This window comes from Streptomyces melanogenes (assembly GCF_014649795.1).
Classification (GTDB): Bacteria; Actinomycetota; Actinomycetes; order Streptomycetales; family Streptomycetaceae; genus Streptomyces; species Streptomyces noboritoensis.
In genome coordinates this window covers 90371-116813 of record NZ_BMTS01000010.1, presented here as the reverse complement: position 1 = coordinate 116813, position 26443 = coordinate 90371, and the positions used below count along the sequence as shown (strand labels likewise).

21 protein-coding genes and 1 pseudogene are annotated in these 26443 nt (G+C 72.1%); 15 read left to right on the top strand and 7 right to left on the bottom strand.

Annotation, left to right across the window (positions count from 1 at the left end; translation table 11 throughout):
- Window positions 1-39 precede the first annotated feature (39 nt).
- Complete coding sequence (locus IE252_RS22260) at window positions 40-225, top strand: DUF2304 domain-containing protein (RefSeq protein ID WP_229848718.1); 186 nt, start codon at window positions 40-42, stop codon at window positions 223-225.
- 2 nt (window positions 226-227) lie between these two features.
- On the opposite strand, the gene IE252_RS22255 is transcribed toward IE252_RS22260, so the two are convergent.
- Complete coding sequence (locus tag IE252_RS22255; protein WP_190091206.1) at window positions 228-1763, bottom strand: carotenoid oxygenase family protein; 1536 nt, start codon at window positions 1761-1763, stop codon at window positions 228-230.
- A 252-nt stretch (window positions 1764-2015) separates the two neighbouring features.
- Here IE252_RS22255 and IE252_RS22250 point away from each other — a divergent pair, with 252 nt between their 5' ends.
- The gene (locus IE252_RS22250; RefSeq protein WP_190091205.1) at window positions 2016-2432 is read left to right on the top strand and encodes an SsgA family sporulation/cell division regulator; all 417 of its coding nucleotides are present in this window, start codon (window positions 2016-2018) and stop codon (window positions 2430-2432) included.
- 12 nt (window positions 2433-2444) lie between these two features.
- Here IE252_RS22250 and araD read toward each other — a convergent pair whose 3' ends face one another.
- Genes araD through IE252_RS43385 form a run of 3 tightly spaced genes read right to left on the bottom strand, consistent with a single transcriptional unit; the run spans window position 2445 to window position 5727 of the window.
- Window positions 2445-4166, bottom strand: coding sequence for an L-arabinonate dehydratase (gene araD, locus IE252_RS22245; RefSeq protein WP_229848715.1), 1722 nt, complete (start codon window positions 4164-4166; stop codon window positions 2445-2447).
- The gene (locus IE252_RS22240) at window positions 4163-5026 is read right to left on the bottom strand and encodes a dihydrodipicolinate synthase family protein (RefSeq protein ID WP_229848747.1); all 864 of its coding nucleotides are present in this window, start codon (window positions 5024-5026) and stop codon (window positions 4163-4165) included. Before IE252_RS22240 ends, araD begins: the two co-directional genes overlap by 4 nt.
- A complete protein-coding gene (locus IE252_RS43385; protein WP_229848713.1) occupies window positions 4960-5727 on the bottom strand; it encodes a GntR family transcriptional regulator in 768 nt (255 codons plus the stop codon). Before IE252_RS43385 ends, IE252_RS22240 begins: the two co-directional genes overlap by 67 nt.
- 184 nt (window positions 5728-5911) lie before the next feature.
- Between IE252_RS43385 and IE252_RS22235 the strand changes: the two genes are divergently transcribed.
- The 3 genes and pseudogenes from IE252_RS22235 to pulA all read left to right on the top strand — a co-directional run bounded on the left by IE252_RS22235 (window position 5912) and on the right by pulA (window position 13814).
- A complete protein-coding gene (locus tag IE252_RS22235; RefSeq protein ID WP_190091202.1) occupies window positions 5912-6556 on the top strand; it encodes an LUD domain-containing protein in 645 nt (214 codons plus the stop codon).
- 339 nt (window positions 6557-6895) lie between these two features.
- A pseudogene (locus IE252_RS22230) lies at window positions 6896-8317 on the top strand (alpha-amylase); the annotation flags it as partial.
- 106 nt (window positions 8318-8423) lie between these two features.
- On the top strand, window positions 8424-13814 hold the full coding sequence (gene pulA / locus IE252_RS22225; RefSeq protein ID WP_373298595.1) for a pullulanase-type alpha-1,6-glucosidase: 5391 nt from the start codon (window positions 8424-8426) through the stop codon (window positions 13812-13814).
- Between the two features lie 153 nt (window positions 13815-13967).
- On the opposite strand, the gene IE252_RS22220 is transcribed toward pulA, so the two are convergent.
- On the bottom strand, window positions 13968-14273 hold the full coding sequence (locus IE252_RS22220; RefSeq protein ID WP_190091199.1) for a MazG nucleotide pyrophosphohydrolase domain-containing protein: 306 nt from the start codon (window positions 14271-14273) through the stop codon (window positions 13968-13970).
- Between the two features lie 135 nt (window positions 14274-14408).
- On the opposite strand from IE252_RS22220, the gene IE252_RS22215 reads away from it, so the two are divergent.
- The 7 genes from IE252_RS22215 to IE252_RS22185 all read left to right on the top strand — a co-directional run bounded on the left by IE252_RS22215 (window position 14409) and on the right by IE252_RS22185 (window position 20595).
- Window positions 14409-15200 carry an MgtC/SapB family protein gene (locus IE252_RS22215; protein WP_190091198.1) on the top strand — a complete coding sequence of 264 codons (792 nt, stop codon included), beginning with the start codon at window positions 14409-14411 and terminating at the stop codon, window positions 15198-15200.
- A gap of 181 nt (window positions 15201-15381) precedes the next feature.
- On the top strand, window positions 15382-16743 hold the full coding sequence (locus tag IE252_RS22210) for an ATP-binding protein (RefSeq protein WP_190091197.1): 1362 nt from the start codon (window positions 15382-15384) through the stop codon (window positions 16741-16743).
- Window positions 16740-17162 (top strand): roadblock/LC7 domain-containing protein, encoded by a 423-nt coding sequence (locus IE252_RS22205; RefSeq protein WP_190091196.1) that lies wholly within the window; start codon window positions 16740-16742, stop codon window positions 17160-17162. Before IE252_RS22210 ends, IE252_RS22205 begins: the two co-directional genes overlap by 4 nt.
- Entirely contained in the window at window positions 17159-17518 is a 360-nt protein-coding gene (locus tag IE252_RS22200) for a DUF742 domain-containing protein (protein ID WP_190091195.1), read from the top strand. Before IE252_RS22205 ends, IE252_RS22200 begins: the two co-directional genes overlap by 4 nt.
- A complete protein-coding gene (locus IE252_RS22195; RefSeq protein WP_101386895.1) occupies window positions 17493-18125 on the top strand; it encodes a GTP-binding protein in 633 nt (210 codons plus the stop codon). The genes IE252_RS22200 and IE252_RS22195 overlap by 26 nt, the downstream gene beginning before the upstream one ends.
- A complete protein-coding gene (locus IE252_RS22190) occupies window positions 18122-19369 on the top strand; it encodes a cytochrome P450 (RefSeq protein ID WP_190091194.1) in 1248 nt (415 codons plus the stop codon). The genes IE252_RS22195 and IE252_RS22190 overlap by 4 nt, the downstream gene beginning before the upstream one ends.
- Entirely contained in the window at window positions 19366-20595 is a 1230-nt protein-coding gene (locus IE252_RS22185; RefSeq protein WP_190091193.1) for a cytochrome P450 family protein, read from the top strand. Before IE252_RS22190 ends, IE252_RS22185 begins: the two co-directional genes overlap by 4 nt.
- Window positions 20596-20704: 109 nt before the next feature.
- Here the strand turns inward: IE252_RS22185 and IE252_RS22180 are convergent, their stop codons facing one another.
- Together IE252_RS22180 and IE252_RS22175 are read right to left on the bottom strand one after the other, a co-directional pair.
- Complete coding sequence (locus IE252_RS22180) at window positions 20705-21421, bottom strand: flavodoxin family protein (protein ID WP_190091192.1); 717 nt, start codon at window positions 21419-21421, stop codon at window positions 20705-20707.
- A 102-nt stretch (window positions 21422-21523) separates the two neighbouring features.
- The gene (locus IE252_RS22175; protein WP_190091191.1) at window positions 21524-22024 is read right to left on the bottom strand and encodes an Asp23/Gls24 family envelope stress response protein; all 501 of its coding nucleotides are present in this window, start codon (window positions 22022-22024) and stop codon (window positions 21524-21526) included.
- A 279-nt stretch (window positions 22025-22303) separates the two neighbouring features.
- On the opposite strand from IE252_RS22175, the gene IE252_RS22170 reads away from it, so the two are divergent.
- From IE252_RS22170 to IE252_RS22160, 3 genes are all read left to right on the top strand, one after another.
- Entirely contained in the window at window positions 22304-23854 is a 1551-nt protein-coding gene (locus IE252_RS22170; RefSeq protein ID WP_190091190.1) for an FG-GAP-like repeat-containing protein, read from the top strand.
- Between the two features lie 193 nt (window positions 23855-24047).
- Complete coding sequence (locus IE252_RS22165) at window positions 24048-25259, top strand: glycoside hydrolase family 64 protein (protein WP_190091189.1); 1212 nt, start codon at window positions 24048-24050, stop codon at window positions 25257-25259.
- Between the two features lie 121 nt (window positions 25260-25380).
- On the top strand, window positions 25381-26430 hold the full coding sequence (locus tag IE252_RS22160) for a glutathione S-transferase family protein (protein WP_190091188.1): 1050 nt from the start codon (window positions 25381-25383) through the stop codon (window positions 26428-26430).
- Window positions 26431-26443: the final 13 nt, after the last annotated feature.

The following is a 26443-nucleotide window of genomic DNA, read 5'->3' as shown; positions in this document are numbered from 1 at the left end:
GACAGACTCGGGGTCACGAGGTGAAACACCGTGCCCTCCGTGCACTTTCCCCTGATGCTCGCGCTCGCCGTGGGCGCGTTCTTCCTCTGCCGCAAGGGCGGCACCAAGATCTCGCACGCCGTGATCTGCGCGGCCTTCGGCTTCTACTTCGCGGACACGGCCGCCGCCCCCTCACTGCACAGCGCGGTCAACTCGGTGATGGGCATGCTCAGTCAGCTCGGCTGAGCTCACGCGTCCGCCACCCAGCTGCCGTGGAAGCCGAGCGGAACCCGGCCCGGCAGATGGATCCGGGCCACCGGACGTCCGGTGAAGTCCTGCGCCGCCAGGATCAGCAGATCGGCGGCGCCCCGCTCCGGGTTGTGGACGTACGCCAGGGTGTAGCCGTCGTCCTCCGCCGCCCCCGGGGCCGGGTCCGGCCCGTGCGCGGGCACGAACACCGCCTCGCCGACGGCGGCGCCGCGCGGCAGGCGGTGCAGCTGCGAGGTGCCGCGCAGGAAGTCGTGCTTGATCAGGGCGTTGCCGAAGGAGCGGTCCGGCGGCACGCCGTCGGCCGTCAGATACGCGGTGGACATCTCGGCGGCGGCCGCCGTGTACCCGTACCGGTGGCGCCGGGACACCAGCGCCTCGTTGACGCGCGGGAACTCCTGCGGCCGGTCGTCGAGGCGCCGGGTGCGGACCCTGCCGTGCGCCAGGTCGACGGTCCAGCGGTCCAGTGAGGCGGTGCCGAGCGCGGTGGGCCCGTCGGAGCCCTTCCCCGCGACGAAGAACGGCGCCGGGAACGTGGTGACGTCGACGACCACCGAGTCCCCGTCGTCGTAGGCGTTCATGGTGTGCGAGTAGAACACCGGGTCCATCTCGAACCACCGCACGCTGCCGCCCGCGCGCGGCAGCACGCCCACCCGCGCCGGATGCCGGTCGTTCCACACGTACGGCACGACCGCGCCCGCCTCGGCCGCCGCCGCGTCGAAGGTGACGGGCAGGTCGAAGAGGACCACGTACCGCTCGGTGAGCGCGAAGTCGTGCATCATCGGGCTGTCGGCGACGGGGATCCGCGTGGTGCGGGCGACCCGCCCGGTCCGGTCGACCACGAGGTGGCGGACGTGGTCCCAGGTCGGATAGTAGGCGACGGCGTGCAGCTCGTCGGCGCGGGCGTCGTACTTGGTGTGCGCGGTGAACGCGCCGCTCAGGGTGGAGCGGAAGTCGTACGGGCGCAGGGTGCCCAGCTCCCCGTCGAGTTCGTACGGCAGCGGTCCGCTCTCCTGCAGGGCGAGGACGCGGCCCTTGTACGGGATGACGTGGGTGTTGCAGGCGAAGTCGTCCTCGGGGACGGGCCCGTGGTGCGGTTCGCCGAGCTTGCGGCTGACGGCGGCCGAGCGCACCCACCGGTTGCGATACCACTCGGCCCGCCCGTTCCTCAGCCGCACCCCGTGGACCATGCCGTCGCCGAGCATCCAGTGGTGTGCCCGGGGGTCCTCCAGGCCGAGCGCATTGGGGCCGGTGCGCAGATAGCGCCCGTTGAGCGAGCGCGGGATGCGGCCGGTGACGGGGAGGTCGAAGGCGGTGAGCTCCTCGGTGACGGGGGTGAAGGCCCCGTGCAGGAACGGCTGGCTCGTGGCGGACGGCGCCGGTGTGTGCGGCTTCGGTGCGGGCGGTGTGCCGTGTCCGGCGGCGGTCGCCACCGCCCCGCCGTGTGCCGCGAGAAATCCCCCTGCCGCCGCGCCCGCCGCGCCGCGCAGCACGTTCCGCCGAGTGTGATCGTTCATGTCCGAGCCCCCTGCTCCCACGTTCGTACGACCTGTCGCCGACGATCGTCCGCCCCGGCAGGGGTCCAGGTCAGGAGGCCTGGGCCCCGGACCGGGGTGGTGCCAGGCCCCCTTTTCCGCCGGGCCCGGCGGTCTGCGGTGAAACCCCATTCGGGGTATTCGCACGAAATCCCAAGGAAGGTGTTGAATATGCGACTAGTGAGATGATGTGATGCGGGTCACAGATCGGGAGTGGCAGCAAGGAGCGAGTCGATGTCCACCACCGTCGAACAATCCGTCCTGGCCCGCCTCGTCACCGACGCACCCCACGGCGTCCCCGTCCCCGTCACGCTCAGCTACGACGGATCCGACCCCCTGGCCGTCCGCATGATCTTCCCGCCCGAGGTCTCCCTCCACGACGGGGGCGTGACCTGGGTCTTCGCCCGCAACCTCATCGACCGGGGACTGCGCGCCCCGGCCGGCACCGGCGATGTGCACGTATGGCCGCTCGGGCGGGCCCAGACCATGGTGGAGCTGCGCTCCCCGGATGGCCTGGCGCTCCTCGAATTCGGCACGGCGGCCCTGCGCCGCTTCCTCTTCCTCACCTACGCGGCCGTCTCCGCCGAGGTCGAGAACCAGGACCTCGACATGGACAGCGCCCTGGCCGAGCTGCTGGGGGAGACCCGGTGAGCACCCGGCCGGTCAGCCCGCGTACGGATCCGGCACCCGCCCCGGCGCGGCCAGGAAGGCGAAGTCGCAGCCGGTGTCGGCCTGAGTGATCTGCTCGCTGTAGAGGGCGCCGTACCCCCGCTCGTAGCGGGGCGGGGGCGGCGTCCAGGCGGCGCGGCGCCCGGCCAGCTCCTCGTCGGACACCTCCAGGCGGAGGCCGCGTGCCGCGACGTCCAGGGTGATGAGGTCGCCCGTGCGCACCAGCGCGAGCGGCCCGCCCACATGTGACTCGGGGGCGATGTGCAGCACGCACGCCCCGTAACTCGTCCCGCTCATCCGGGCGTCGGAGATCCGGACCATGTCGCGCACGCCCCGGCGCAGCAGAGAGTCCGGGATCGGCAGCATCCCGTACTCCGGCATGCCGGGGCCGCCGCGCGGGCCCGAGCCGCGCAGCACCAGGACGTGGTCGGGGGTGAGCGCGAGCGCCGGGTCGTCGATCGTGCGCTGCATCGTGCGGTAGTCGTCGAATACCACGGCCGGGCCGGTGTGCCGCAGCAGCCGGGGCTCCGCCGCGATGTGCTTGATCACCGCGCCGTCCGGGCACAGGTTCCCGCGCAGCACCGCCAGACCGCCCTCGGTCGCCAGCGCCTTCTTGCGCGGCCGGATCACGTCGTCGTCGTGGACCCGGGCCCCGGCCAGCTGCTCGCGCAGGGTGGTGTGGCTGACGGTGGGGCGGTCGAGGTGGAGCAGGTCGGTGAGGCGGGAGAGCAGCCCCGGCAGACCGCCCGCGAAGTGGAAGTCCTCCATGAGGTGGCGCCCGCCGGGCCGTACGTTCGCCAGCACCGGGACCGTGCGCGCGATCCGGTCGAAGTCGTCGAGGGTAAGCCGCACCCCGGAGCGCCCGGCCATCGCGATGAGGTGGATCACGGCGTTGGTGGAGCCGCCGAGCGCGAGGACCGTGGTGACGGCGTCCTCGTACGCCTCGCGGGTCAGGATCGTCGACAGCTTCACGTCCTCGCGGACGAGGTCGACGATCCGCAGTCCGGAGGCGGCGGCCATCCGGTCGTGCCCGGAGTCGACCGCCGGGATCGAGGAGGCGCCCGGGACGGTGACGCCCAGCGCCTCGGCCGCCGCCGTCAGCGTGGAGGCCGTGCCCATGGTCATGCAGTGGCCGGGGGAGCGGGCCAGGCCGCTCTCCAGCTCGGCCAGTTCGCAGTCGCCGAGCAGCCCGGCGCGCTTGTCGTCCCAGTACTTCCACATGTCCGTGCCGGAGCCCAGGACCTGGTCGCGCCAGTGGCCCGGCAGCATCGGCCCGGCCGGTACGAACACGGCCGGCAGGTCGGCGCTGGCCGCGCCCATCAGGAGCGCGGGCGTCGACTTGTCGCAGCCGCCCATCAGCACCGCGCCGTCCACGGGATACGAGCGCAGCAGCTCCTCCGTCTCCATGGCGAGGAGGTTGCGGTAGAGCATCGGCGTCGGCTTCTGGAAGGTCTCCGAGAGGGTGGCCACCGGGAACTCCAGCGGGAAGCCGCCCGCCTGCCACACCCCGCGCTTGACGGCCTGGGCGCGCTCGCGCAGATGGACGTGGCAGGGGTTGATGTCCGACCAGGTGTTGAGGATCGCGATCACCGGCTTGCCCAGGTGCTCCTCGGGCAGATAGCCGAGCTGGCGGGTGCGGGCGCGGTGGCTGAAGGAGCGCAGGCCGTCGGTGCCGTACCACTGGTGGCTGCGCAGCCGCTCGGGGTCGAACGTCACCGCTCCCACCCGGCCACCAGGGCGGCCACCTCGGCGCGCCGCTCCTCGGGCAGGGTCCGGCTCGGCGGGCGGACGTCGCGTCGGCACAGTCCGAGGCAGGCGAGCGCCTCCTTCACGACCGAGACGTTGTCGGCGGAGCGGGCGGCCGCGCGCAGCTCCTCGAACCCGCGGATCCGCTCCCAGGTCTTCAGGGCGGCGGGGAAGTCCCCGGCGCGCAGGGCGTCGAGCATCCCCAGCGACATCCGGGGGGCCACGTTCACCAGGCCGGAGGTGAAGCCTGTGGCGCCCATGGCGAAGTACGAGGGCGCGTACAGCTCGGCGAGGCCCGCCACCCACACGAAGCGGTCCAGACCCGCGTCCCGCGCGACCGCGGCGAACCGCGCCGCGTCCGGCACCGCGTACTTCACCCCCACCACATTGGGGCACAACTCACCGAGTTCCGCCAGGAGTTCACCGTCGAGCAGCGGATCGCGGACGTACGGCACGACCCCGAGCTCCGGCACCGCCTCCGCGATCGCCCGGTGGTAGTCGAGCCAGCCGCCGGGCGAGACGTACGGGTGGACCGGCTGATGCACCATCACCAGCTGCGCGCCCGCCTCCCGGGCGTGCCGCGCTGCGGCCACGGCGGTGGGGACGTCCAGGCCCACCCCGGCCAGGACCGCGGCCCGGCCCGCCGCCTCCCGGATGGTCAGCTCCGTCACGGCGCGGCGCTCGTCGGGGGAGAGGGCGTAGAACTCGCCGGTGTTCCCGTTGGGGGTGAGGGTGCGCACACCGGCTTCGAGGAGCCGGTGGATCAGGGTGCGATGGGCGGCCGTGTCGAGGGCGCCGTCAGCGGTGAACGGGGTGACGGGGATCGCCACGACATCGGCGAGTGCGCTCCGAGCGACGGTGAGGTCCGGGAACTCGCGTGCGGCCATACTCCGTTGTCTCCTTCGGGGAACGCGCGGCGGACGAAGGACTCGATGTGCGCGCGCAGGGCGTCGGCCGCCCCCTCCGCCTCCCCGGCCTGTGCCAGCCGCAGGATCGCGCGGTGCTCGCGGGCCTCCCGCTGCCAGGACGGCTCGGTGGCCCAGACGGCCGTCGCCACCAGGGCGGCCTGGTCGCGGATGTCGTCCAGCGTCCGGGTGAGCAGGGGGTTGCCGCAGGGCAGATACAGGGCGCGGTGGAACTGCCGATTGGCCAGGGCCCGTTCGGCCGCGTCGGTCGCGCGGTCGGCCCGGTCGAGGGCGGCCCCGGCCGCGTCCAGCGGTGCCAGGCGCAGCACGGTGCGGCGCAGCGCCTCGGGTTCGAGCAGCAGGCGCACGTCGTAGACCTGGCGGGCCATGTCCGCGTCGACGGCCCGCACGGCGACGCCCTTGTACTGGTTCATGACCACGAGCCCGGTCCCCGCCAGCGTCTTGAGCGCTTCCCGCACCGGGGTCTTGGACACGCCGAACTGCGCCGCCAGCTCGGTCTCGACGAGCGCCTGCCCCGGGGCGAGCCTGCCGGTGAGGATGGCCTGCTTGACCGCGTCGAGCACGTACTCGGTACGGGAGGGGATCGGGGCCGGGGTGAAGGCCATGGCGGGCCCACCTCTCACATATCGCGTCTCATATATGACGTACGACGGGCAACGCCTCGAAAGTAAGGGGGTGTTGGCGGCGCGTCAATCGCCGGAACGCGTCATCCCGGCACCGGCGCCGCAGTTGGCCGGATCCAGCCACACTCGAACAAGACTCGCGTCCCGGCCGATAGGTTTTACGATCATGAGCGAGAAGACCATCATCACCCTGCCCGCCGACGAGACCTTCGCGGTCGCCGCGAGCGCCGAGAGCGTCGAACGGGCCGCCGAGGCCCTGCGCGGCAACGGCTTTGCCGTGCACATAGTGGACACCGCCGCCGACGCCCGCGAGCTCGTCGTCGAGTCCCTGCCGACCGACAAGGCGATCCTCGCCTCGACCAGCGAGACCCTGCGCCTCTCCGGGATCCAGGAGGACATCGACGCCTCCGGCCGGTTCAAGAGCATCCGCGCCGAGCAGGCCGACTGGGACCCGCGCGCCCGCGGCGACGACATGCGCGTCACGCGCTCCGCGCCCGACGTCGTCGTCGGCAGCGTGCACGCCGTGACCGAGGACGGCCGCCTCGTCACCGCCTCCGCCAGCGGCAGCCAGCTCGCCTCGTACGTGTACGGCGCGAGCCGGACGGTCTGGGTGGTCGGCGCCCAGAAGGTCGTCGCCGACCTGGACACCGCGCTGCGCCGCATCGAGACGTACACGTTGCCCAAGGAGGACGTCCGCGCCCAGCACGCGTACGGCAAGCGCAGTGTCGTCGCCAAGATCCTGATCAACAACCGTGAGGTCGTTCCGCAGCGCAGCACCGTCGTGCTCGTCCGCGAGGCGATCGGCTTCTGAGACCCCGTCCCTCCGATTTCCAGGAGCCGCCGCACCGTTCGGTGCGGCGGCTCCTGCCGTTCGGGGCCCGTGCGGGGCACGTCCGGGCCCGAGGTGTCGTTGAAGGTAACACTTCTGCAATCTCTTGCGAAAGGCTTTGCGGCCAGGAATCGGTGAGATTTCCGTGGCGTGGCGGCGGTGTGTCCAAAGGGTTGACCAGGCCGTCCGGGCCGCCTACGGTCTCGACCGCAACAACTTTCCGGTCTTTTCAGCAAGAACATTCAGACACCTCCGGGGCGGCCGGGCCGCGCCGCCCCGGGGTCCGCTCCGTCCCCCCGCATCCCCGCACGGAGGTCCCCCATGGACGGTCGTACCGCCAGCACCCCCCACCGCCGCCGTACGCGCGGACCACTGGCCGCCGCCGTCGCGCTCGTCGCGGGGGCCGCGAGCGGCGTCGTCCTCGGCGCCCCGCAGGCGCAGGCCGCCGCGCCCGGGCCCAAGGACGTGACCGCCGTCCTCTTCGAGTGGAACTTCGCCTCGGTCGCCAAGGCCTGCACCGACGAACTCGGCCCCGACGGCTATGGGTACGTCCAGGTCTCCCCGCCCCAGGAACGTATACAGGGCGCCGCCTGGTGGACCGCGTACCAGCCCGTCAGCTACAAGATCGGCAGCCGGCTGGGCGACCGCGCCGCCTTCCGCTCCATGGTGGACACCTGTCACGCGGCGGGCGTCAAGGTCGTCGCCGACTCGGTGATCAACCACATGTCGAGCGGCTCCGGCACCGGCACCGCCGGGTCGGCGTACACCAAGTACACCTACCCCGGCACGTACTCGGCGGCCGACCTGGACGACTGCAAGGCCGAGATCACCAACTACCAGGACCGCTGGAACGTCCAGCACTGTGAGCTGGTGGGCCTGGCCGACCTCGACACCGGCGAGGAGTACGTCCGCACCACCATCGCCGGATACCTCAACGACCTGCTCTCGCTGGGCGTCGACGGCTTCCGCGTCGACGCGGCCAAGCACATACCCGAGGACGACCTCGCCGCCATCAAGTCCCGCCTCAGCAACCCGGGCGTCTACTGGAAGCAGGAGACGATCTACGGCGCGGGCGAGGCCGTACAGCCCACCGAGTACCTCAACACCGGCGACGCCCAGGAGTTCCGCTACTCCTGGGACCTGAAGCGGGTGTTCAACAACGAAAAGCTCGCGTATCTGAAGAACTTCGGCGAGGGCTGGGGCTATCTGACCGCGGGCAAGGCCTCGGTCTTCGTCGACAACCACGACACCGAGCGCGGCGGCCAGACGCTCACCTACAACGACGGCGCCCGCTACACCCTGGCCCACGTCTTCATGCTGGCCTGGCCCTACGGCTCCCCGGACGTCCACTCCGGCTATGTGTTCAGCGACAAGGACGCGGGCCCGCCCAACAACGGCCAGGTGAACGCCTGTTACAGCGACAGGTGGAAGTGCCAGCACGCCTGGCCCGAGGTCCGTTCCATGGTCAGGTTCCGCAATGCGGTGGGCAGCGCGGCGGTCACCGACTGGTGGGACAACGGCGGCAACGCGATCGCCTTCGGCCGGGGTGCCAAGGCGTACGTCGCCATCAACCACGAGGGCTCCTCGCTCACCCGCACCTTCCAGACGTCGCTGCCCGCGGGCGGCTACTGCGACGTGCAGAGCGGCAGGAGCGTCACGGTCGACGGCGGCGGGCGGTTCACCGCGACCCTCGCCCCGGACACCGCGCTCGCCCTGCACGTCGACGCCAGGACGTGCGGCGGCAAGTGACGTGAACGCCCCCTGGCGCCACTGACCGGCCGGCCCGACGATCCCCCCGTGCCCCGCGCCCGTACCCCGTAGTCACCCTGGAGAAGGAGTACGTCCCGTGATCGGCTCTCCGCGCCGAACCGCCGTCACCGCCGCCGTGGCCCTCGCGCTGCTGGCGTCGGCCGCGCCCGCGGCGCATCCGGCGCCCGCCGGGCCCCCGGCCCCGCCGTCCGACGCCCGGCTCGCCGCCGAGCCCGCCCGGCACGAACTCACCCGGGAGCAGCCCTACTTCGTGCTCCCGGACCGGTTCGCCGACGGCGACAGCGCCAACAACAGGGGCGGTCTGACCGGCGGCCGCTCGGTGACGGGGTACGACCCGACCGACAAGGGCTTCTACCAGGGCGGCGACCTCAAGGGCCTGACGCGGAAGCTGGACTACATCAAGGGGCTCGGCAGCACCGCGATCTGGCTGGCGCCGATCTTCAAGAACAAGCCGGTCCAGGGCACCGGCACCGACCAGAGCGCCGGGTACCACGGCTACTGGATCACCGACTTCACCCAGGTCGACCCGCACTTCGGCACCAACGCCGACCTGGCGCGGCTGATCGAGGCGGCCCACGCCAAGGGCATGAAGGTCTTCTTCGACGTCATCACCAACCACACCGCCGACGTCATAGGCCACCGGGAGAAGAGCACCCAGTACCTCTCCAAGGGCGCGTTCCCGTATCTGACCAAGGACGGCGTGCCGTTCGACGACAGCGCCTACGCGGCCGGCGGCAAGGGCTTCCCGGCCGTCGGCCCCGGCTCCTTCCCCTACACCCCGACCGTGCCCGCCGCGGAGAAGGACGCCAAGGTCCCGGCGTGGCTCAACGACCCGGCGCTCTACCACAACCGGGGCGACTCGACCTTCGCCGGGGAGAGCGCGGAGTACGGCGACTTCTCGGGGCTCGACGACCTGTGGACCGAGCGGCCCGAGGTCGTGCGGGGCATGGAGAAGATCTACGAGAAGTGGGTGAAGGACTTCGACGTGGACGGTTTCCGCGTCGACACCGTCAAGCACGTCGACATGGACTTCTGGACCCAGTGGGCGACCGCCCTGGACGCCTACGCGGCGAAGCACGGGCGCAAGGACTTCTTCATCTACGGCGAGGTGTACTCCGGGGACCCGTCCGTGACTTCGCCGTACGTCACCCGGGGCAGACTCGACGCGACCCTAGACTTCCCATACCAGCAGGCCATGCGCAGCTATGTCTCGCAGGGCGGCTCCGCCGGTGACCTGGCGGGGGCCCTCGGCCAGGACTACCGCTACACCACCGACAAGGCCAACGCCTACGAGGAGGTGACGTTCCTCGGCAACCACGACATGGGCCGGATCGGCAGCTTCCTGGTCCAGGACAACCCCCGGGCCGACGCCGCCGAACTGCTGCGGCGCGACAGGCTGGCCCACGAGCTGATGTTCCTCAGCCGGGGCAACCCGGTGATCTACTACGGCGACGAGCAGGGCTTCACGGGAGCGGGCGGCGACAAGGACGCCCGGCAGACGATGTTCCCGTCCAAGGTCGCCGACTATCTGGACGACCGCCAGATCGGTACGACCCGTACGCACGAGAGCAGTGCTTTCGATCCGGAGCACCCTCTCTACAAGGCGATCGCCGCGCTCTCCCGGCTCCGCAAGCAGAACCCGGCGCTCGCCGACGGGGTGCAGAGCGAGCGGTACGCGGAGCGGGGCAAGGGTGTCTACGCCTTCTCCCGCACCGACGCGAAGACCGGGACCGAATACGTCGTCGCCGTCAACAACGCGACCGAGGAGAAGACCGCCGAGTTCGCGACGGGTTCGGCGGACACCGCCTTCACGGGGATCTACGGCACGTCCGGCACGCTGACCAGCTCCGCCGACCGCCGGGTCTCCGTGCGGGTGCCCGCCCTTTCCGCAGTCGTCTACAAGGCGGCGAAGCCGCTCGGTGCCCCCGCCGCGCGGCCCACGGTCACCCTCAAGGCACCGGCGGCCGGCGCCACCGGTGACGTCGAGATCGCGGCCGACACCGACGGCGGCCAGCTGAACCGGGTCGTGTTCGCTGCCCAGACCGGCACCGGCAAGTGGCAGGTCCTCGGCTCCGCCGACCACGCCCCGTACAAGGTCGTCCAGCACCTGCCCGCGACCCTCGCGGCCGGAACGCCCCTGCGCTACAAGGCTGTCGTCGTCGACTCGGCCGGGCACACCACGAGCGCGACCGCCGCGACCACCAGCGGCGCCCCCGCCACCGACCCGGTGCCCACCGCGACCCGGCGCGACTACGCCGTGGTCCACTACAAGCGCCCGGCGGGCGACTACACCGACTGGCGGCTCTACGCCTGGGGCGACCTCGCCGACGGCGAGTCCACCACCTGGCCCGCGGGCCACGCCTTCACGGGCCGCGACGCCTACGGCGCCTTCGCGTACGTCAAGCTCAAGCCGGGCGCCTCCGGCGTCGGGTTCCTCGTCATCGACAAGGACGGCAACAAGGACGTCACCGCCGACCGCACCATCGACGTCTCCCGGACCGGCGAGATCTGGGTCGAGCAGGGCAACGACGCGGTCCTCACCGCGCCGCCCGCGGGCACCTACCCGCCGCAGGACACCACCAAGGCCGTCATCCACTACCAGCGCGCCGACGGCGACTACAGCGGCTGGGGCATCCACACCTGGACGGGCGCCGCGGCGCCCACCGACTGGTCGAGCCCGCTTCCGCCGGTCCGTACCGACGCGTTCGGAGCGGTCTTCGAGGTGCCCCTCAAGGAGGGCGCCTCCAGCCTGAGCTACATCCTCCACAAGGGCGACACCAAGGAGTTCGGCTCCGACCGCTCCCTGGAGTTCTCGGCGTACTCGCACGAGGTGTGGCTGCTCGGCGGCGTCGAGAAGTACCTTCTGCCCATGACGTCCGGCTCCGCCGCCGACCTCGACCCGTCGAAGTCGCGGGCGCAGTGGATCGACCGCGACACCGTCGCCTGGGACACGGGCACGACCGCCGCGAGCTACCAGCTGGTGTACGCGCCGGGCGGCGGCCTCGCCGTCAAGGACGGCGCCCTCACCGGCGAGGGCCACTGGCTGCGGCTCACCCCCGTGCCCGGCGGCCTGACGGACGCGCAGAAGGCCCGGTTCCCGCACCTCAAGAAGTACGCGGCGTTCACCGTCGACCCGCGCGACCGCGCCCGCGTCGGCCAGGCCCTCACCGGGCAGCTCGTCGCCACCCAGCGCCTCGCCAACGGCGCCGTGCTCGCCGCCACCGGCGTCCAGACCCAGGGCGTCCTCGACGACCTCTACAGCACCCGGGCCACCAAGGCCGCGCTCGGCCCCGTCTTCACCGGCGGCCGCCCGACGCTCTCGCTCTGGGCGCCCACCGCACAGCGCGTCGCCCTCGAACTCGACGGCCGTACGGTCGCGATGCGGCGCGACGACACCACCGGCGTCTGGTCGGTGACGGGCCCCAGGAGCTGGTCGGGCAAGCCGTACCGGTACGCCGTGACGGTGTGGGCGCCCAGCGTCCAGAAGGTCGTCACCAACCTGGTCACCGACCCGTACGCCACCGCCCTGACCACCGACTCGGCCCGCAGCCTCGTCGTCGACCTCGCCGACCCCAAGCTCGCGCCCGAGGGCTGGGGGGCGCTGCGCAAGCCCGCCGCCGTGCCACTGCGCGCCGCACAGATCCAGGAGCTGCACATCCGCGACTTCTCGATCGCGGACCGCACCTCCCGCCACCCCGGCCAGTACCTGGCCTTCACGGACACCGGCTCCGACGGCATGAAGCACCTCAAGGAGCTGGCCGCCTCCGGGACCTCGTACGTCCACCTCCTCCCGGCCTTCGACATCGGCACCATCCCGGAGAAGAAGGCCGACCAGGCCGTCCCCGGCTGCGACCTCAAGGTGTACGCGCCGGACTCGCCCGAGCAGCAGGCATGCGTGGCGAAGACCGCCGCAAAGGACGCCTACAACTGGGGGTACGACCCGCTGCACTACACCGTGCCCGAGGGCTCCTACGCCAGCGACCCCGAGGGGACCCGGCGCACCGTCGAGTTCCGGCAGATGGTCCAGGGCCTCAACGGTGCCGGGCTGCGCACGGTGATGGACGTGGTCTACAACCACACCGTGGCGAGCGGCCAGGCCGACAAGTCCGTCCTCGACAAGATCGTGCCCGGCTACTACCAGCGGCTCCTCGCCGACGGCACGGTGGCCACCTCCACCTGCTGCGCCAACACCGCGCCCGAGAACGCCATGATGGGCAAGCTCGTGGTGGACTCGGTGGTCACCTGGGCCAGGCAGTACAAGGTGGACGGCTTCCGCTTCGATCTGATGGGCCACCACCCCAAGGCGAACATCCTCGCCGTCCGCAAGGCGCTCGACGCGCTGACGCCCGAGAAGGACGGCGTCGACGGCAAGAAGATCGTCCTGTACGGGGAGGGCTGGAACTTCGGCGAGGTCGCCGACGACGCCCGGTTCGTCCAGGCCACCCAGAAGAACATGGTGGGCACCGGCATCGCGACCTTCTCGGACCGGGCGCGCGACGCGGTGCGCGGCGGCGGCCCCTTCGACGAGGATCCCGGCGTCCAGGGCTTCGCATCCGGCCTCTACACCGACCCCAACTCCTCGGCCGCCAACGGCACTCCGGCCGAGCAGCGGGCCCGGCTGCTGCACTACCAGGACCTGATCAAGGTCGGCCTCTCCGGCAACCTGGCCGGCTACACCTTCACCGATACCTCCGGCCGTACGGTCAAGGGCGCGGACGTCGACTACAACGGCGCCCCGGCCGGGTACGCCGAGGCCCCGGGAGACGCGCTGGCGTACACCGACGCGCACGACAACGAGTCGCTGTACGACGCGCTCGCGTTCAAGCTGCCGCGCGCCACGTCGGCGGGCGACCGGGCAAGGATGCAGGTGCTGGCGCTGGCCACGGCCACGCTGTCGCAGGGGCCCGCGCTGTCCCAGGCGGGTACGGACCTGCTGCGGTCCAAGTCGCTGGACCGCAACTCGTTCGACAGCGGGGACTGGTTCAACGCGATCCACTGGGACTGCGGGGACGGGAACGGGTTCGGGCGCGGGTTGCCTCCGGCGGCGGACAACCAGTCCAAGTGGGCTTATGCGAAGCCACTGTTGACCGCGTCCACGCTCACGGTCGGGTGCCCGGAGATCACGGCGGCCTCGGCCGCGTACCGGGACCTGCTGAAGATCCGGTCGACCGATCCGGCGTTCCGGCTGGGCACGGCGGCGGAGGTGCAGGGGGCGCTCTCGTTCCCGCTGTCGGGTACGGGCGAGACGCCGGGGGTGATCACGATGCGGCTCGGTTCCCTGGTCGTGGTCTTCAACGCGACCCCGGACCGGCAGGTGCAGCGGGTCGCGGACCTGGCGGGGCGGGGGTACGGGTTGCACCCGGTGCAGGCGGCGGGCGGCGATGCGGTTGTCAAGTCGGCGTCGTACGAGGCTAGTTCGGGCGCCTTCACCGTTCCGGCCCGGACGGTTGCTGTATTCAGTCGTCATTGAGCGTTCGGCTGCGGACCGTGGATGGCTGGTCGCGCAGTTCCCCGCGCCCCTTTGGGGCGCGGGGTGAGCGCTGCACATCGAGGAGGCCGCTCGGCGGTACCTGGAGCCGACGGCTGCTGCTCACGGCCTGGGCGGCGGCCCACACGTAGGGCCTCAGCCCTCCCTGACCCGGATCAGGACGCCGCGCTCGTCGCGCACGTACGCGCGGCGGCGGTTCTTCTCCAGTTTGCGGGCGACCTCGTCGTCCAGGTCCACGCCGTTCATCTCGGCCAGCGCCGCCAGATAGAGGAAGACGTCGGCCAGCTCCTCGCCGAAGTCCGGGAGCCGTTTGCGCCAGGCCGTGAATGCCTCGCCCACCTCGGCGGTGAGCAGACCGAACTCCAGCGGCACGTCGGTGACGTTGAACCCCTTCTCGATCTTGTTCTCCCAGGCCTGCCGCTGTGCGGTCCGGATCTCCAAGACTCCTCCGTGGGGTGCGGTGCCGTCCGTCCACCCTAGCGAGGGCCGAACGGGGCCCGCCCGCCGATCCGGTTCAACACCGGGGCGCGAGCGGCCGATAGGAGAGGGACGCACGGACGGCGAGGAGTACGGAACATGCTCAACGAGTGGCACACGGCCGCCAACATCGGGGCGGGCCTGGGCTATGGCGGGATCATCGGCCTGGAGCGCCAGTGGCGGGCCCGGATGGCCGGGCTGCGGACCAACGCGCTGGTGGCCGCCGGCTCCGCGCTCTTCGTCCTGCTCTCCACCTACGGCTTCGTCGACGCCACCAGCACCAGCGGCTACGACGGCTCCCGGGTGGCCGCGCAGATCGTCTCCGGCATCGGTTTCCTCGGCGCCGGTGTCATCATGCGCGACGGGCTCAGCGTGCGCGGTCTGAACACCGCCGCCACCCTGTGGTGTTCGGCGGCGGTGGGCGCGCTCTCCGGGGCCGGGCTCTACGGTGTGGCGGCGCTCGGCACGGTCGGGGTGGTCGGCGCGAACCTGCTGCTACGGCCGCTGGGGCGGCGCATGGACCGCGAGCCGCACGGCGGGGTCGAGGTCGGCACCGACTACCTGTTCGAGGTGGAGTGCACCGAGCCCGAGGAGGCGCACGTCCGCATCCTCTCCGTCCAGGCGCTGACCCGGCCGGGGTTCCGGCTGCGCTCGGTGCACAGCCAGGACGCCGACGCCCCGGGCAAGGTGACGGTGGCCGCCGAGCTCACCACCGAGCGCCGCGACGACAGCCTCCTCGAAGAGGCGGTGAGCAGGCTGTCGTTGGAACCGGCCGTCTCGGCGGTGAGCTGGACGGTGCTGCACCACCCGGACGACAACGACGACGAGGAGTACGGCGGCGACGCCCGTCGGCGCCGCTACTGGGTCCGCAACTTCTTCAACCAACAGTAGGGGTGCGCCCCTACCGACACGCTGACGTTTCGTACAGAATCGGACTCTCGCGTTCAGGTTCGAAAGGATCTTCGTGTAAAACAGTGCGGGACCGGTCAATGACAGTGTGTACTGGCCACGTTCGCCTTCCGGGGCGGTCGTCCACATGCCCTTCTCCCGATCTCCCCTGAAGGTCCATCAGATGATTGAGATACCGGACCTGGCCGCCGGAGGACTGGCGGCCGGGACCCTGTCCGCGTTCGTGCTGGCGGGCGGACTGCTGAGCTCCCGGCGCCGGGGAGCCCGGCAGCAGGAGGAGGTCGCCGGGCTGCGCTCCCAGGTGGACGCCGCCCGCGCCGAAACCGGCGGTGTCTCCCGGGCGTACGCCGCCGAGGTGTCCCATCTCGCCCAGCGCCGTGTCCCGGCCGAGGCGACCCGGGCCGCGCATCCGCACGTGCAGGTGCCCGGCCCGCTCCACCCCGACCTCGCGGGCACCGAGCTCGGCGCGGGCCTGGACGGCGTCCTGGACGGGGTCGCGGCCGCCGTGGCGCAGGAGCGCAAGCGCGTGGACGCCGCCGCCCGCGCGGGGATGCGCGGCGCCACCCGGGAGATCCAGGCCGGGCTCTACCGCCTCCAGGACCAGCTGCGCGGCCTCCAGCAGCGCTACGACGACCCCGAGCTGGCCCAGACACTCTTCGCCCTCGACCACGAGAACGAGCAGTCGCTGCGGCGCGCCCAGGTCACCGCCGTGGTCTGCGGCGCCTGGGTCGGGCTTGCCCGCGAGGAGTCGCACCTGGTGGACGCGGTGACGGGCGGTCAGTCCCGGCTCGTCGGCTACCACCGCGTCCGGATCCACAACCACCTGGAGACCGGCACCGCCCTCGTCTCGCACGCCGTCGAGCCCGTCGCGATCATCGTGGCCGAGCTGCTCGACAACGCGCTGCGCCACTCCGCCCCGGACACCGAGGTCGTGGTGAACCTCGAACGCGCCCACCACGGCGTCTCCGTCACCATCGACGACGCCGGGGTCGGCATGAGCCCCGACGAACGCGCCTACGCCCAGCGGATGGTGGCCGGGACCGAGCCGATCCTGCTCTCCGAGCTCGGCGACCCGCCCCGGATGGGCCTGGCCGCGATCGGCCAGCTGACCCGGCAGTTCGACCTCTCGGTCGACCTGTCCTCGCCGTCGCCGTACGGCGGCGTGCGCGCGGTGCTGCTGGTCAAGAACCACCTGCTGAGCCGGATCGACCCGGCCCAGCGGCCGCCCGCCGCGGCCGCGCCGCGCTCCACGCGCACGGCCGCCGAGCAGCCCGTCCCGGAGGCCGTGCCCTTGGCCCCCGAGCCCGTCGCCGCGTACGACACCGGCGCGATCTCCCATGAGCCCGCGCCCGACGGCGACGCGCTGCCCCAGCGGCGCCGCCGCGCCCGGGCCGCGCTGCCCGCCGAGACGGCCGCGGCGCCCGCCCGTACCCCCGAGGAGTCGGCCGCCGCGCTCGGCGCACTGCAGTCCGGCACCGCCGCGGCCCGCTCCGCCGCCCCCACCGAAGGGAACGAACCGCGATGACCAGCGGCACTACCGGCGAGAACTCGTGGGTGCTCGACGCGATCCTGGAGATCCCGCACGTCCGGGCGGCCGTCCTGCTCACCCGGGACGGCCTCGTCTCCGGCTACACCCAGGCGCTGTCCCAGGCGTCCGCCGAGCGCACCGCCGCCATCATGAGCACCGTGCAGGGCGCCTGCCGCACCGCGGCGGCCGCCTTCGCGGACCAGGAGGACGCCCGGATCCGCCAGGTCGTCATCGAGTCGGACCACGGCTACATCCTGGTCGCGCCGACCGCCCACGGCACCTGTGTGGCGGCCTACGGCGACCCGGACGTCCGGCTCGACCTGCTCGCCCACCGCGTCCACTCCCAGGTGGCCCGGCTCGGTGAAAAGACCATGGCGGCCGCGCCGCGCGGAGCCGACGGCGCCACCCACGCATGACGGGCCGCCGCGGCGGCCGCCCGCTGGTTCCCGCCTACCTCTCCACCGGCGGTGTGGCGCGGCCCAGCCGCAACAGCCTGGAGCGGCTGTCCGTGCTGACCGGCGGGGGCGGGCCGGAGCCCGCCGGACTGCCCGCCGCCCAGCACGCCCTGCTGGACGTGCTGGACGGCGGCTCGCTCACCGTCGTCGAGACGGCCGCGCTCCTGGAACTGCCGGTCTCCGCCGTCCGGGTGCTCGCCGCCGAGCTGATCGACCAAGGGCTGGTGAGCGCCCGCCCGCCCATTCCCGTCGCCGCACTGCCCGCCCCCGATCTGTTGAAGAGAGTGGCCGATGGCCTCCGCGCCCTCAAGCAGTAGCCCCGGCTCCACCGGCGCCGCCGGGGCCCGTGGGATCCATCTGCCCGACACCGCACGCGAGCTGGTGAAGATCCTGGTCGCGGGGCCGTTCGGGGTGGGCAAGACCACCCTGATCGACTCGGTCTCCGAGATCCGCCCGCTGCACACCGAGGAGCACCTGAGCGAGGCCTCGGCCCGGGTGGACGACCTCGCCGGCGTCCGGGACAAGACCACCACCACGGTCGCCATCGACTTCGGGCGGATCAGCCTGGGCGGGGGAGTGGTGCTCTACCTCTTCGGCACCCCCGGACAGGAACGTTTCCGCTCACTGTGGGCGGACATCGCCTACGGGGCGCTCGGCGCGCTCGTCCTGGTGGACACCCGGCGCATCGACGACTCCTTCGACGTGCTGGGCCTGGTGGAGGAGACCGGACTGCCGTACGCGGTCGCGCTCAACACCTTCCCCGACTCCCGCCCGTACACCGAGGAGCAGCTGCGCCGCTCGCTCGACCTGGAGGCCGGCACCCCGATGGTGACGTGCGACGCCCGCGACACCAACTCCTCCATCGACGCGCTGCTCGCGCTCGTCCAGCACCTGATCGCCCGCAACCGCCCGGAGACCCGGTGAACCCGCACCCCGCCTATCCCGCCCCCGCAGCCGCCTTCTCGCTCTCCGCGCCGGTGCGGCTGTGGGAGGACGGCTTCGCCGCCGACCCGCACGCCTACTACGCGGCGCTGCGCGCCCAGGGCCCGGTCGGCTGGGCCGAACTCGCCCCGGGCGTCCCCGCGTACGTCGTCACCGACCGGCGGGCCGCGCTCGACCTGCTGCACGACTCCGACACCTGGTCGCACGACCCGAGGCCCTGGGAGGCCACGGTCGCGTCCGACTCGCCGGTCCTCGGCATGATGCGCTGGCGGCCCAACGCCCTCTTCGCGGACGGCGACGCCCACATCCGCTACCGGCGCACCCTGCTCGACGCCTTCGACCTGGTCGAGCCGCACGACCTGCGCGAGCGGGTGCACCGGGCGGTGGACATCCTGGTGGGCCGGTTCGGACCGGCCGGGCGGGCCGACCTCGTCACCGAGTTCGCCCGGCCCCTGATGGCGCTGGTCTTCAACAACCTGTTCGGCCTGCCCGACAGCGAGAGCGGCCGCCTCAACGACTCGCTCGGCCAGATGATGGAGGGCGGCGAGCAGGCGGCGCGGGGCGAGGCCGAGTACGGCCGCTACGTCCTGGAACTGGTGGCGGCCAAGAGCGCGCAGCGCGGCGACGACCTCACCAGCCGCCTCCTGGACCACCCGGCGGGGCTCACCCCCGAGGAGGTCACCTGGCAGGTGTTCCTCACCCTCGGCGCGGGCCACGAGCCCACCGCCAACCTCGTCTCCAACGCGCTGTCGCGCATCCTCGGCAACCCCGCCTACTACTCGACCCTGACCAGCGGCTCGCGCCCGGTCGCGGACGCCGTCGCCGAGGTGCTGCGGTACGAGACCCCGCTCTCCAACTACGGCATCCACTTCGCCCGCGAGTCGCTGAGCTTCCACGGCGTGTGGATCCAGGCCGCCGTGCCGGTGGTCGTCTCCTACGGCGCCATCGGCCACTTCGCGGAGCACCAGTTCGCCGGGGCGCACCACCCGCACGACGCCTCGCACCTGTCCTGGTCCGCCGGCAACCACGGCTGCCCGGTCAAGCAGCACACCCTGTTGATCGCCACCGAGGCCATCGAGCGGCTCACCCAGTGGCTGCCCGACCTCGACCCCACCACGGAGCGCGGGCGTCTGACCTGGCGCCCCGGCCCGTTCCACCGTTCGCTCACGGCGCTGCCCGTCCGCTTCACCCCGCGCACCCCCGACCAGCCAGGAGAACGAGCATGACCCCGTCCACGCGTGTGCCCCTCGACCCGTTCGGCGCCGACATCCCCGCCGAGAGCGCCAGGCTGCGCGCGCTCGGCACGGTGGTGCCCGTCGAGCTGCCAGGGGGCATCCCCGCCTGGGCGCCCACCGGTTACGACACCCTCAAGTCCCTGATCCTGGACCCCCGGGTCAGCAAGGACCCCCGCCAGCACTGGCGGCTGTGGTCCGAGCTCGGCGAGCACCCCGACTGGGGCTGGATCCTGGGCTGGGTCGGCGTGATCAACATGCTCTCCACGTACGGGCCCGACCACACCCGGCTGCGCAAGCTCGTCGCCCCCAGCTTCACCGCCCGGCGCACCGAGGCGATGCGCGCCCGGGTCGAGGCGATCACCGCCGAGCTGCTCGACTCGCTGGCCGAGCAGGCGGCGTCCGGTGAGCCGGTCGACCTGAAGGCGGCCTACGCGCACCCGCTGCCGATGCGGCTGATCTGCGAACTCTTCGGCGTACCGAGCTACCTGGTCAAGGACATGGCCGGGCTGATCGCGGCCATCATGGACACCTCGGACCCGAGCCCCGAGCACGCCGACTTCGTCCAAAAGCAGATCGCCTATGTGCTGCCCTCGCTCATCGCGTTCAAGAGCGAGGTGCCCGGCGACGACATGACCACCGAGCTGATCAAGGTCAGGGACGAGGACGGCGACCGGCTCAGCAACGACGAGCTCGTCTACACGCTGCTGCTCGTCATCGGCGCCGGCTTCGAGACGACGGTCAACCTCATCGGCAACGCCGTCGTCGACCTGCTCCACCACCCCGACCAGCTCGCCGCCGTCCGCTCCGGCGAGATCGGCTGGGACAATGTGATCGACGAGGTCCTGCGGGTCCACCCGTCCATCGCCACCCTGCCGCTGCGGTTCGCCGTCACCGACATCGAGGTCGACGGGGTCACCATCCCGGCGGGCGACGCCATCGTCACCACCTACGCGGCGGCCGGCCACGACCCGGCCCACTACGGCGAGAACGCCGGTGACTTCGACGCCACCCGCGCCGCCGACGACCACCTGGCCTTCGGGATAGGCGTGCACCGCTGCATCGGCGCGCCGCTGGCCCGGATGGAGGCGCTCACCGCGCTGCCCACCCTCTTCGAGCGCTTCCCGGACCTGCGACTCGCCGCCGAGGCGGACGACTTGAGCCAGGTGCCGTCGTTCATCGCCTTCGGCTACCAGGAGATCCCGGTCCGGCTCGGCTGAGCGCGTGCGGTACGGGGGGCGCCGCGAGGAAGGCGGCGTCCCCCGCTCCACCGCTTCATTTCGGACGATCTGAGCGGGCTCGCCGACGGTCGTCGGCTAGGGGGGGCGGTCACCGGTGCTCGGGGTTGGCGAAGTCCTCCCGGCAGCCCGCGTCCCACGCCGACCGCTGGTTGCCGTGCGCGGGGATGCCGCCCGCCCGCTTGAGCAGCGCCGCCAGGTGCATCAGGTTCCAGCTCATGAAGGACGTGTTGCGGTTGGTGAAGTCGTTCTCGGGGCCGCCCGAGCCCGGGTCCAGATACGACGGGCCGGGCCCCGCCTCACCGATCCACCCCGCGTCGGCCTGCGGCGCGATGGTGTAGCCGAGGTGCTGGAGGCTGTAGAGGAGGTTCATGGCGCAGTGCTTGACGCCGTCCTCGTTGCCGGTGATCAGACAGCCGCCGACCCGGCCGTAATACGCGTACTGCCCCTGCTCGTTCAGCAGGCTGGAGCAGGCGTAGAGCCGCTCCACCACCCGTTTGGCGACCGAGCTGTTGTCGCCCAGCCAGATGGGCCCGCAGAGCACCAGGATGTCGGCCGCCATCACCTTCTCGTACAGCGCGGGCCAGGCGTCGCTCGCCCAGCCGTGCGCCGTCATGTCGGGCCAGACCCCGGTCGCGATGTCGTGGTCGACGGCGCGGATCACCTCCGTCCTGACCCCGTTGCCCTCCATCACCGCGCGGCTGCGGTCGATCAGGCCCTCGGTGTTGCTGACCTCGGGGGAGCGCTTGAGCGTGCAGTTGACGTAGAGGGCGCGCAGGTCGTCGTAGCGGTACGGCGTCGGGGCCATCGGCTCTCCTCGGGGCGGTCCAAGTCCTCCCCAGCCTCCCGGGTCCGGGGCCGCCGGGCCACCCCGGCGGCCCCGAACGAATGAGCCGGCGGCCCGGTCCCGCTACTGCACGCGGGCCTCCGAGCCCTCGGAGGAGCCGTCGTCGGGCAGGTGGACGTCGTCGACCGAGATGTTGACCTCCACGACCTCAAGCCCGGTCATCCGCTCCACGGCCGCGATCACGTTCTCGCGCACCTCCGCCGCGACCGCCGTGATGCTCACGCCGTACTCCACCACCACGTCCAGGTCGATGGCGGTCTGCCGCTCGCCGACCTCCACCTTCACGCCCCGGCTGACGGCCGCGCCGCGCGCCCTCGGCACCCGGTCGCGCATCGCGCCGATGGTCCGGGCGAACCCGCCGCCCAGCGCGTGGATGCCAGGAACCTCGCGCGCCGCGAGCCCGGCGATCTTCTCCACCACGCCCCCGGCGATCGTCGTCCGGCCCCGGGTCGCGGGTGGCTGACCCGCACCGCTCCGCGCGGTCTGCAGGGTGGTGCCCGTAGTACCGGTGCGGTATTCGTCGGTGTCGGGTTTCTCAACGGCCGGGCTGATCGGCTCCGTCATCCGAAGCCACCTCCTGGGGTCGGGGTCGGCGCGCGGGGTCCGCGCGTTGTCGTCCTGCGAGTACCGTGCGCGCGGCTCGTCATGCGGGCAAGGGGGCGTCCGCGCCCCGTTCCTCGTCCAGCGTGCGTCAACACGGGCGCCGTCCGCTGCTCCGGCCGGGTTCTCCTGCTGTACAAGAACGCGCGAGACGGTGGTCGGGAGTGATCCCATGACTGCCGTGGCAACTGATGCCCCGTCAAGACAAGGCGTCACCGGCGCCTTTCCGGCTGGAGGAAGATCATGAGACGAATCCGGTTGACCCGCTCCCTCCTCGCCCTCGCGGGCGCCCTCTCCCTGGTGACGCTGCCCGCGAGCCCCTCGTCCGCCGACCACAAGGGCACGCCGGTGCTGCGGGTGATGCCGCTGGGCGACTCGATCACCTGGGGCGGCGGCAGCCCCACCCTCTCCTCCTACCGGCGCCCGCTGTGGCAGATCATGCGGCTCGAAAGCCGCTACACCGTACGGTTCGTGGGCTCCAAGGCCTCCGGCAGCTTCGCCGACTTCTCCAACGAGGGCCACAGCGGCTACGTCATCGACCAGCTGCGCGACGGCATCGACGGCTGGATGGCCGGCGCCCGCCCCGACGTCGTGCTGCTCCACATCGGGATCAACGACATCGCCCGGGGCATCGACCTGCCGCACGCCCCCGACCGGCTCGCGGCCCTGGTCGACCGGATCTACGCGGACAAGCCGGGCGTCACCGTCCTGGTGATGGGCCTCATCCCCACGACGAGCGGCCTGGAGGCGCCCGCCAAGGCGTTCAACGTACGGGCCAAGGCGCTGGAGGACATCGAACGCCGGGCGGGGCGGAAGTTCCGCTATGTGGAGCCGCCCGCGCTCACCCAGGCCGAGTTCGTCGACCAGCTCCACCCCAACGACGCCGGGTTCCGGCGGATGGCCTGGTCCTTCTTCAAGCCGCTGGACGCGGTGTGGCGGCGGGGCTGGGAGTCCGGAGGCCCGGCGCTCGGCGCGGGCACGGAGGCGGGCGGGGCGAACGCCGTGCGCTGGGCGGACTTCGACGGCGACCGCCGCATGGACCAGTTCACGCTGGACGGGCACGGCGGCGCGTCCGTCCGCCTCAACCGGGGCGGCAACGGGCGCGGCGGCTGGAAGCCGCTCGGCCGGGTCGTCCGGGGCCTGCCCGCCGCCCCGGCCCGGGTGCGGTTCGCGGACTTCGACGGCGACGGCCGCGCCGACTGCGTCACTCTGGACGCGAACGGCGCCGTACGCGTCTTCCTCAACCGGGGCGGCGACCCGCACGGCGGCTGGCAGGCGCTGGGGCAGGTCACCGAGGGCACCACGGCGGACCCGGGCCAGGTGGTGTTCGCCGACTTCGACGGCGACGGCCGGACCGACTACGTCACCCTCGGCGCCAGTGGTGAGGTACGGGTCCTGCTCAACCGGGGCGGCGACGGCCGCGGCGGCTGGACGGACTGGGGCCGGGTCGCCACCGGGGTGACCGCCGACGCGAGCCGGGCGCGGTTCGCCGACCTCGACGACGACGGCCGCGCCGACTACAGCGTGGTGGCGGCGAACGGCGCGGTCCGCAGCTTCCTCAACCGGGGCGGCGACGGCCGGGGCAGCTGGGTCGACCTGGGCAACACCACCACCGGCTCCACCACCGACACCGCCCGGGTGTCGCTGGCCGACTTCAGCGGGGACGGCAACGCCGACTACATCGTGGCGGGCCCCTCGGCCACGGCGGCGTCCGTGCGCGCCTGGGCGGGCGGCGACGGCCACGGCGGCTGGGTGGACCGGGGTCGGGTGATCTCGGTGGCACCGAGGTCCTAGCCGTACGGAGACGACGGCGGGGTCCGTGCACACCAAGTGAACGATCGGACCCCGCCAACACCCCTTCTCCCTCAAGGAAGTTGACGCAAGCGGATTGACACACCCTCCTCCCGGGACGATTCTGAGAGCGCTCTCACGAGGTGGAAGAAACCATTCCTCCTCGCGGCGCCCCCCACGCAACCCGCCGGACCCGATGAGGAGTTGGAGCGTGTCTGTCCTAGGAAAACCCCTGGCGCCCCTGGTCGCCGCGATGCTCGTCGCAGCGGGCATCACGGCCGCCGGCGCGGCCGGTCCCGCCACCGCCGCCGTGCCCTCGACCATCCCGCTCACCGTGACCAACAACTCCGGGCGCGGCGAACCGGTCTACATCTACAACCTCGGAACGCTGCTCTCGACCGGCCAGCAGGGCTGGGCCGACGCCAACGGCACCTTCCACCCCTGGCCGGCCGGGGGCAACCCGCCCACCCCGGCACCCGACGCCTCGATCGTGGGACCGGCGAGCGGGCAGTCGACGACCATCCGGATCCCCAAGTTCTCCGGCCGCGTCTACTTCTCGTACGGTCAGAAGCTCGTCTTCAAGCTCACCACGGGCGGTCTGGTGCAGCCCGCGGTGCAGAATCCGAGCGACCCGAACCGGAACATCCTCTTCAACTGGTCCGAGTACACCCTCAACGACGCCGGGCTGTGGATCAACAGCACCCAGGTCGACATGGTCTCGGCGCCTTACGCGGTCGGCGTCAAGACCGGGAGCGGCGCCACCAAGTCGACCGGGCACCTCAAGCCCGGCGGCTACAACGGCATCTTCACCGCGCTCAAGGCCAAGCCGGGCGGCTGGGCGAACCTGATCCAGACGCGGCCCGACGGAACGGTCCTGCGCGCGCTCGCCCCCGGCCACGGCATCGAGTCGGGCGCCCTGGCGAGGACCGTCCTCGACGACTACATCAACCGGGTCTGGCAGAAGTACAGCACCTCCACGCTGACCGTCACGCCCTTCGCCGACCAGCCGAACACCAAGTACTTCGGCCGGGTCTCGGGCTCCACGATGAACTTCACCAACAGCGCGGGCGCGGTCGTCACCAGCTTCCAGAAGCCCGACTCCGACAGCGTCTTCGGCTGCTACAAACTGCTCGACGCCCCGAACGACCTGGTACGCGGCCCGATCTCGCGCACCCTGTGCGCGGGCTACAACCGCTCCACGCTGCTGGTCAACCCCAACCAGCCCGACACCGGGTCCGGCGCCTTCTACCAGGACGCGGTGACCAACCAGTACGCCCGCGAGATCCACGCCCGGATGGCCGACGGCAAAGCGTACGCCTTCGCCTTCGACGACGTCGGCAACCACGAGTCGCTGGTGAACGACGGGGATCCGAGGCAGGCGTACCTCACGCTCGACCCGTTCAGCTAGGCCCGCGCCGACCCCCGACGGGGGGACACGCGCTCGACCGGGCGGCTCATCCGGCGGGAGATCCCGCGCTTCGGGGGAAGGATCGCACCGAGCACGCGAGTCCAGCGGGAAGGAGACGGGGATGAGCCGCCCCGACGACAGCGACACGGCGGGCCTGGAGGGCAGCGGCGGCAACGCGGGATACGGGAGCCGCCCGTTCAAGCGCTCGCGCAGCCACTTCGTGGACCGCATCACCCGGGACGGGCGCGACAGCTGGCCCGTCGAGTACGGCCGCTACCGGCTGGTCGTCAGCCGCGCCTGCCCCTGGGCGAGCCGCGCCCTGGTCTCCCGGCGCCTCCTCGGCCTGGACGACGCGCTCTCGCTGGCGGTCGCCGACCCCATCCAGGACGACCGCAGCTGGCGCTTCACGCTCAACCCGGACGGCCGGGACCCGGTGCTCGGCATCCGCTACCTCGCCGAGGCGTACGAGGCGCGCGAGCCCGGCTACTCGGGCGGCGTCAGCGTCCCGGCGATCGTGGACGCGCCCAGCGGCGAGCTGGTCACCAACGACTTCCAGCGGATCACCCTGGACCTGGCCACCGAGTGGCGCGAGCTGCACCGGGCGGGCGCGCCCGACCTCTACCCGGAGAAGCTGCGCGACGAGATCGACGAGGTCATGGACGCCGTCTACCGCGACCTCAACAACGGCGTGTACCGGGCCGGGTTCGCCACCGGGCAGCGGGAGTACGAGGACGCCCACCGCGATGTGTTCCGCCGCCTCGACCTGCTCTCCGGGCGCCTCGCGGACCGCCGCTACCTGGTCGGGGACACCATCACCGAGGCGGACATCCGACTGTTCACCACGCTGGTGCGCTTCGACGCCGTCTACCACGGCCACTTCAAGTGCAACCGGAACAAACTGATCGAGGACCCGGTGCTGTGGGCCTACGCCCGGGACCTCTTCCAGACCCCGGGCTTCGGCGACACCGTCGACTTCGACCACATCAAGCGGCACTACTACATCGTGCAGTCCGGCCTCAACCCGACCGGGATCGTGCCCGTCGGCCCCGATCTCTCCGGCTGGCTGACGCCCCATCACCGTGAGCAGCTCGGTGGCCGCCCGTTCGGGGACGGCACCCCGCCGGAGCCGGTGCGGCGCGGCGAGGCGGTCCCGGAGGCGGGCCGCCCCTGACCTCCGCGCCCGG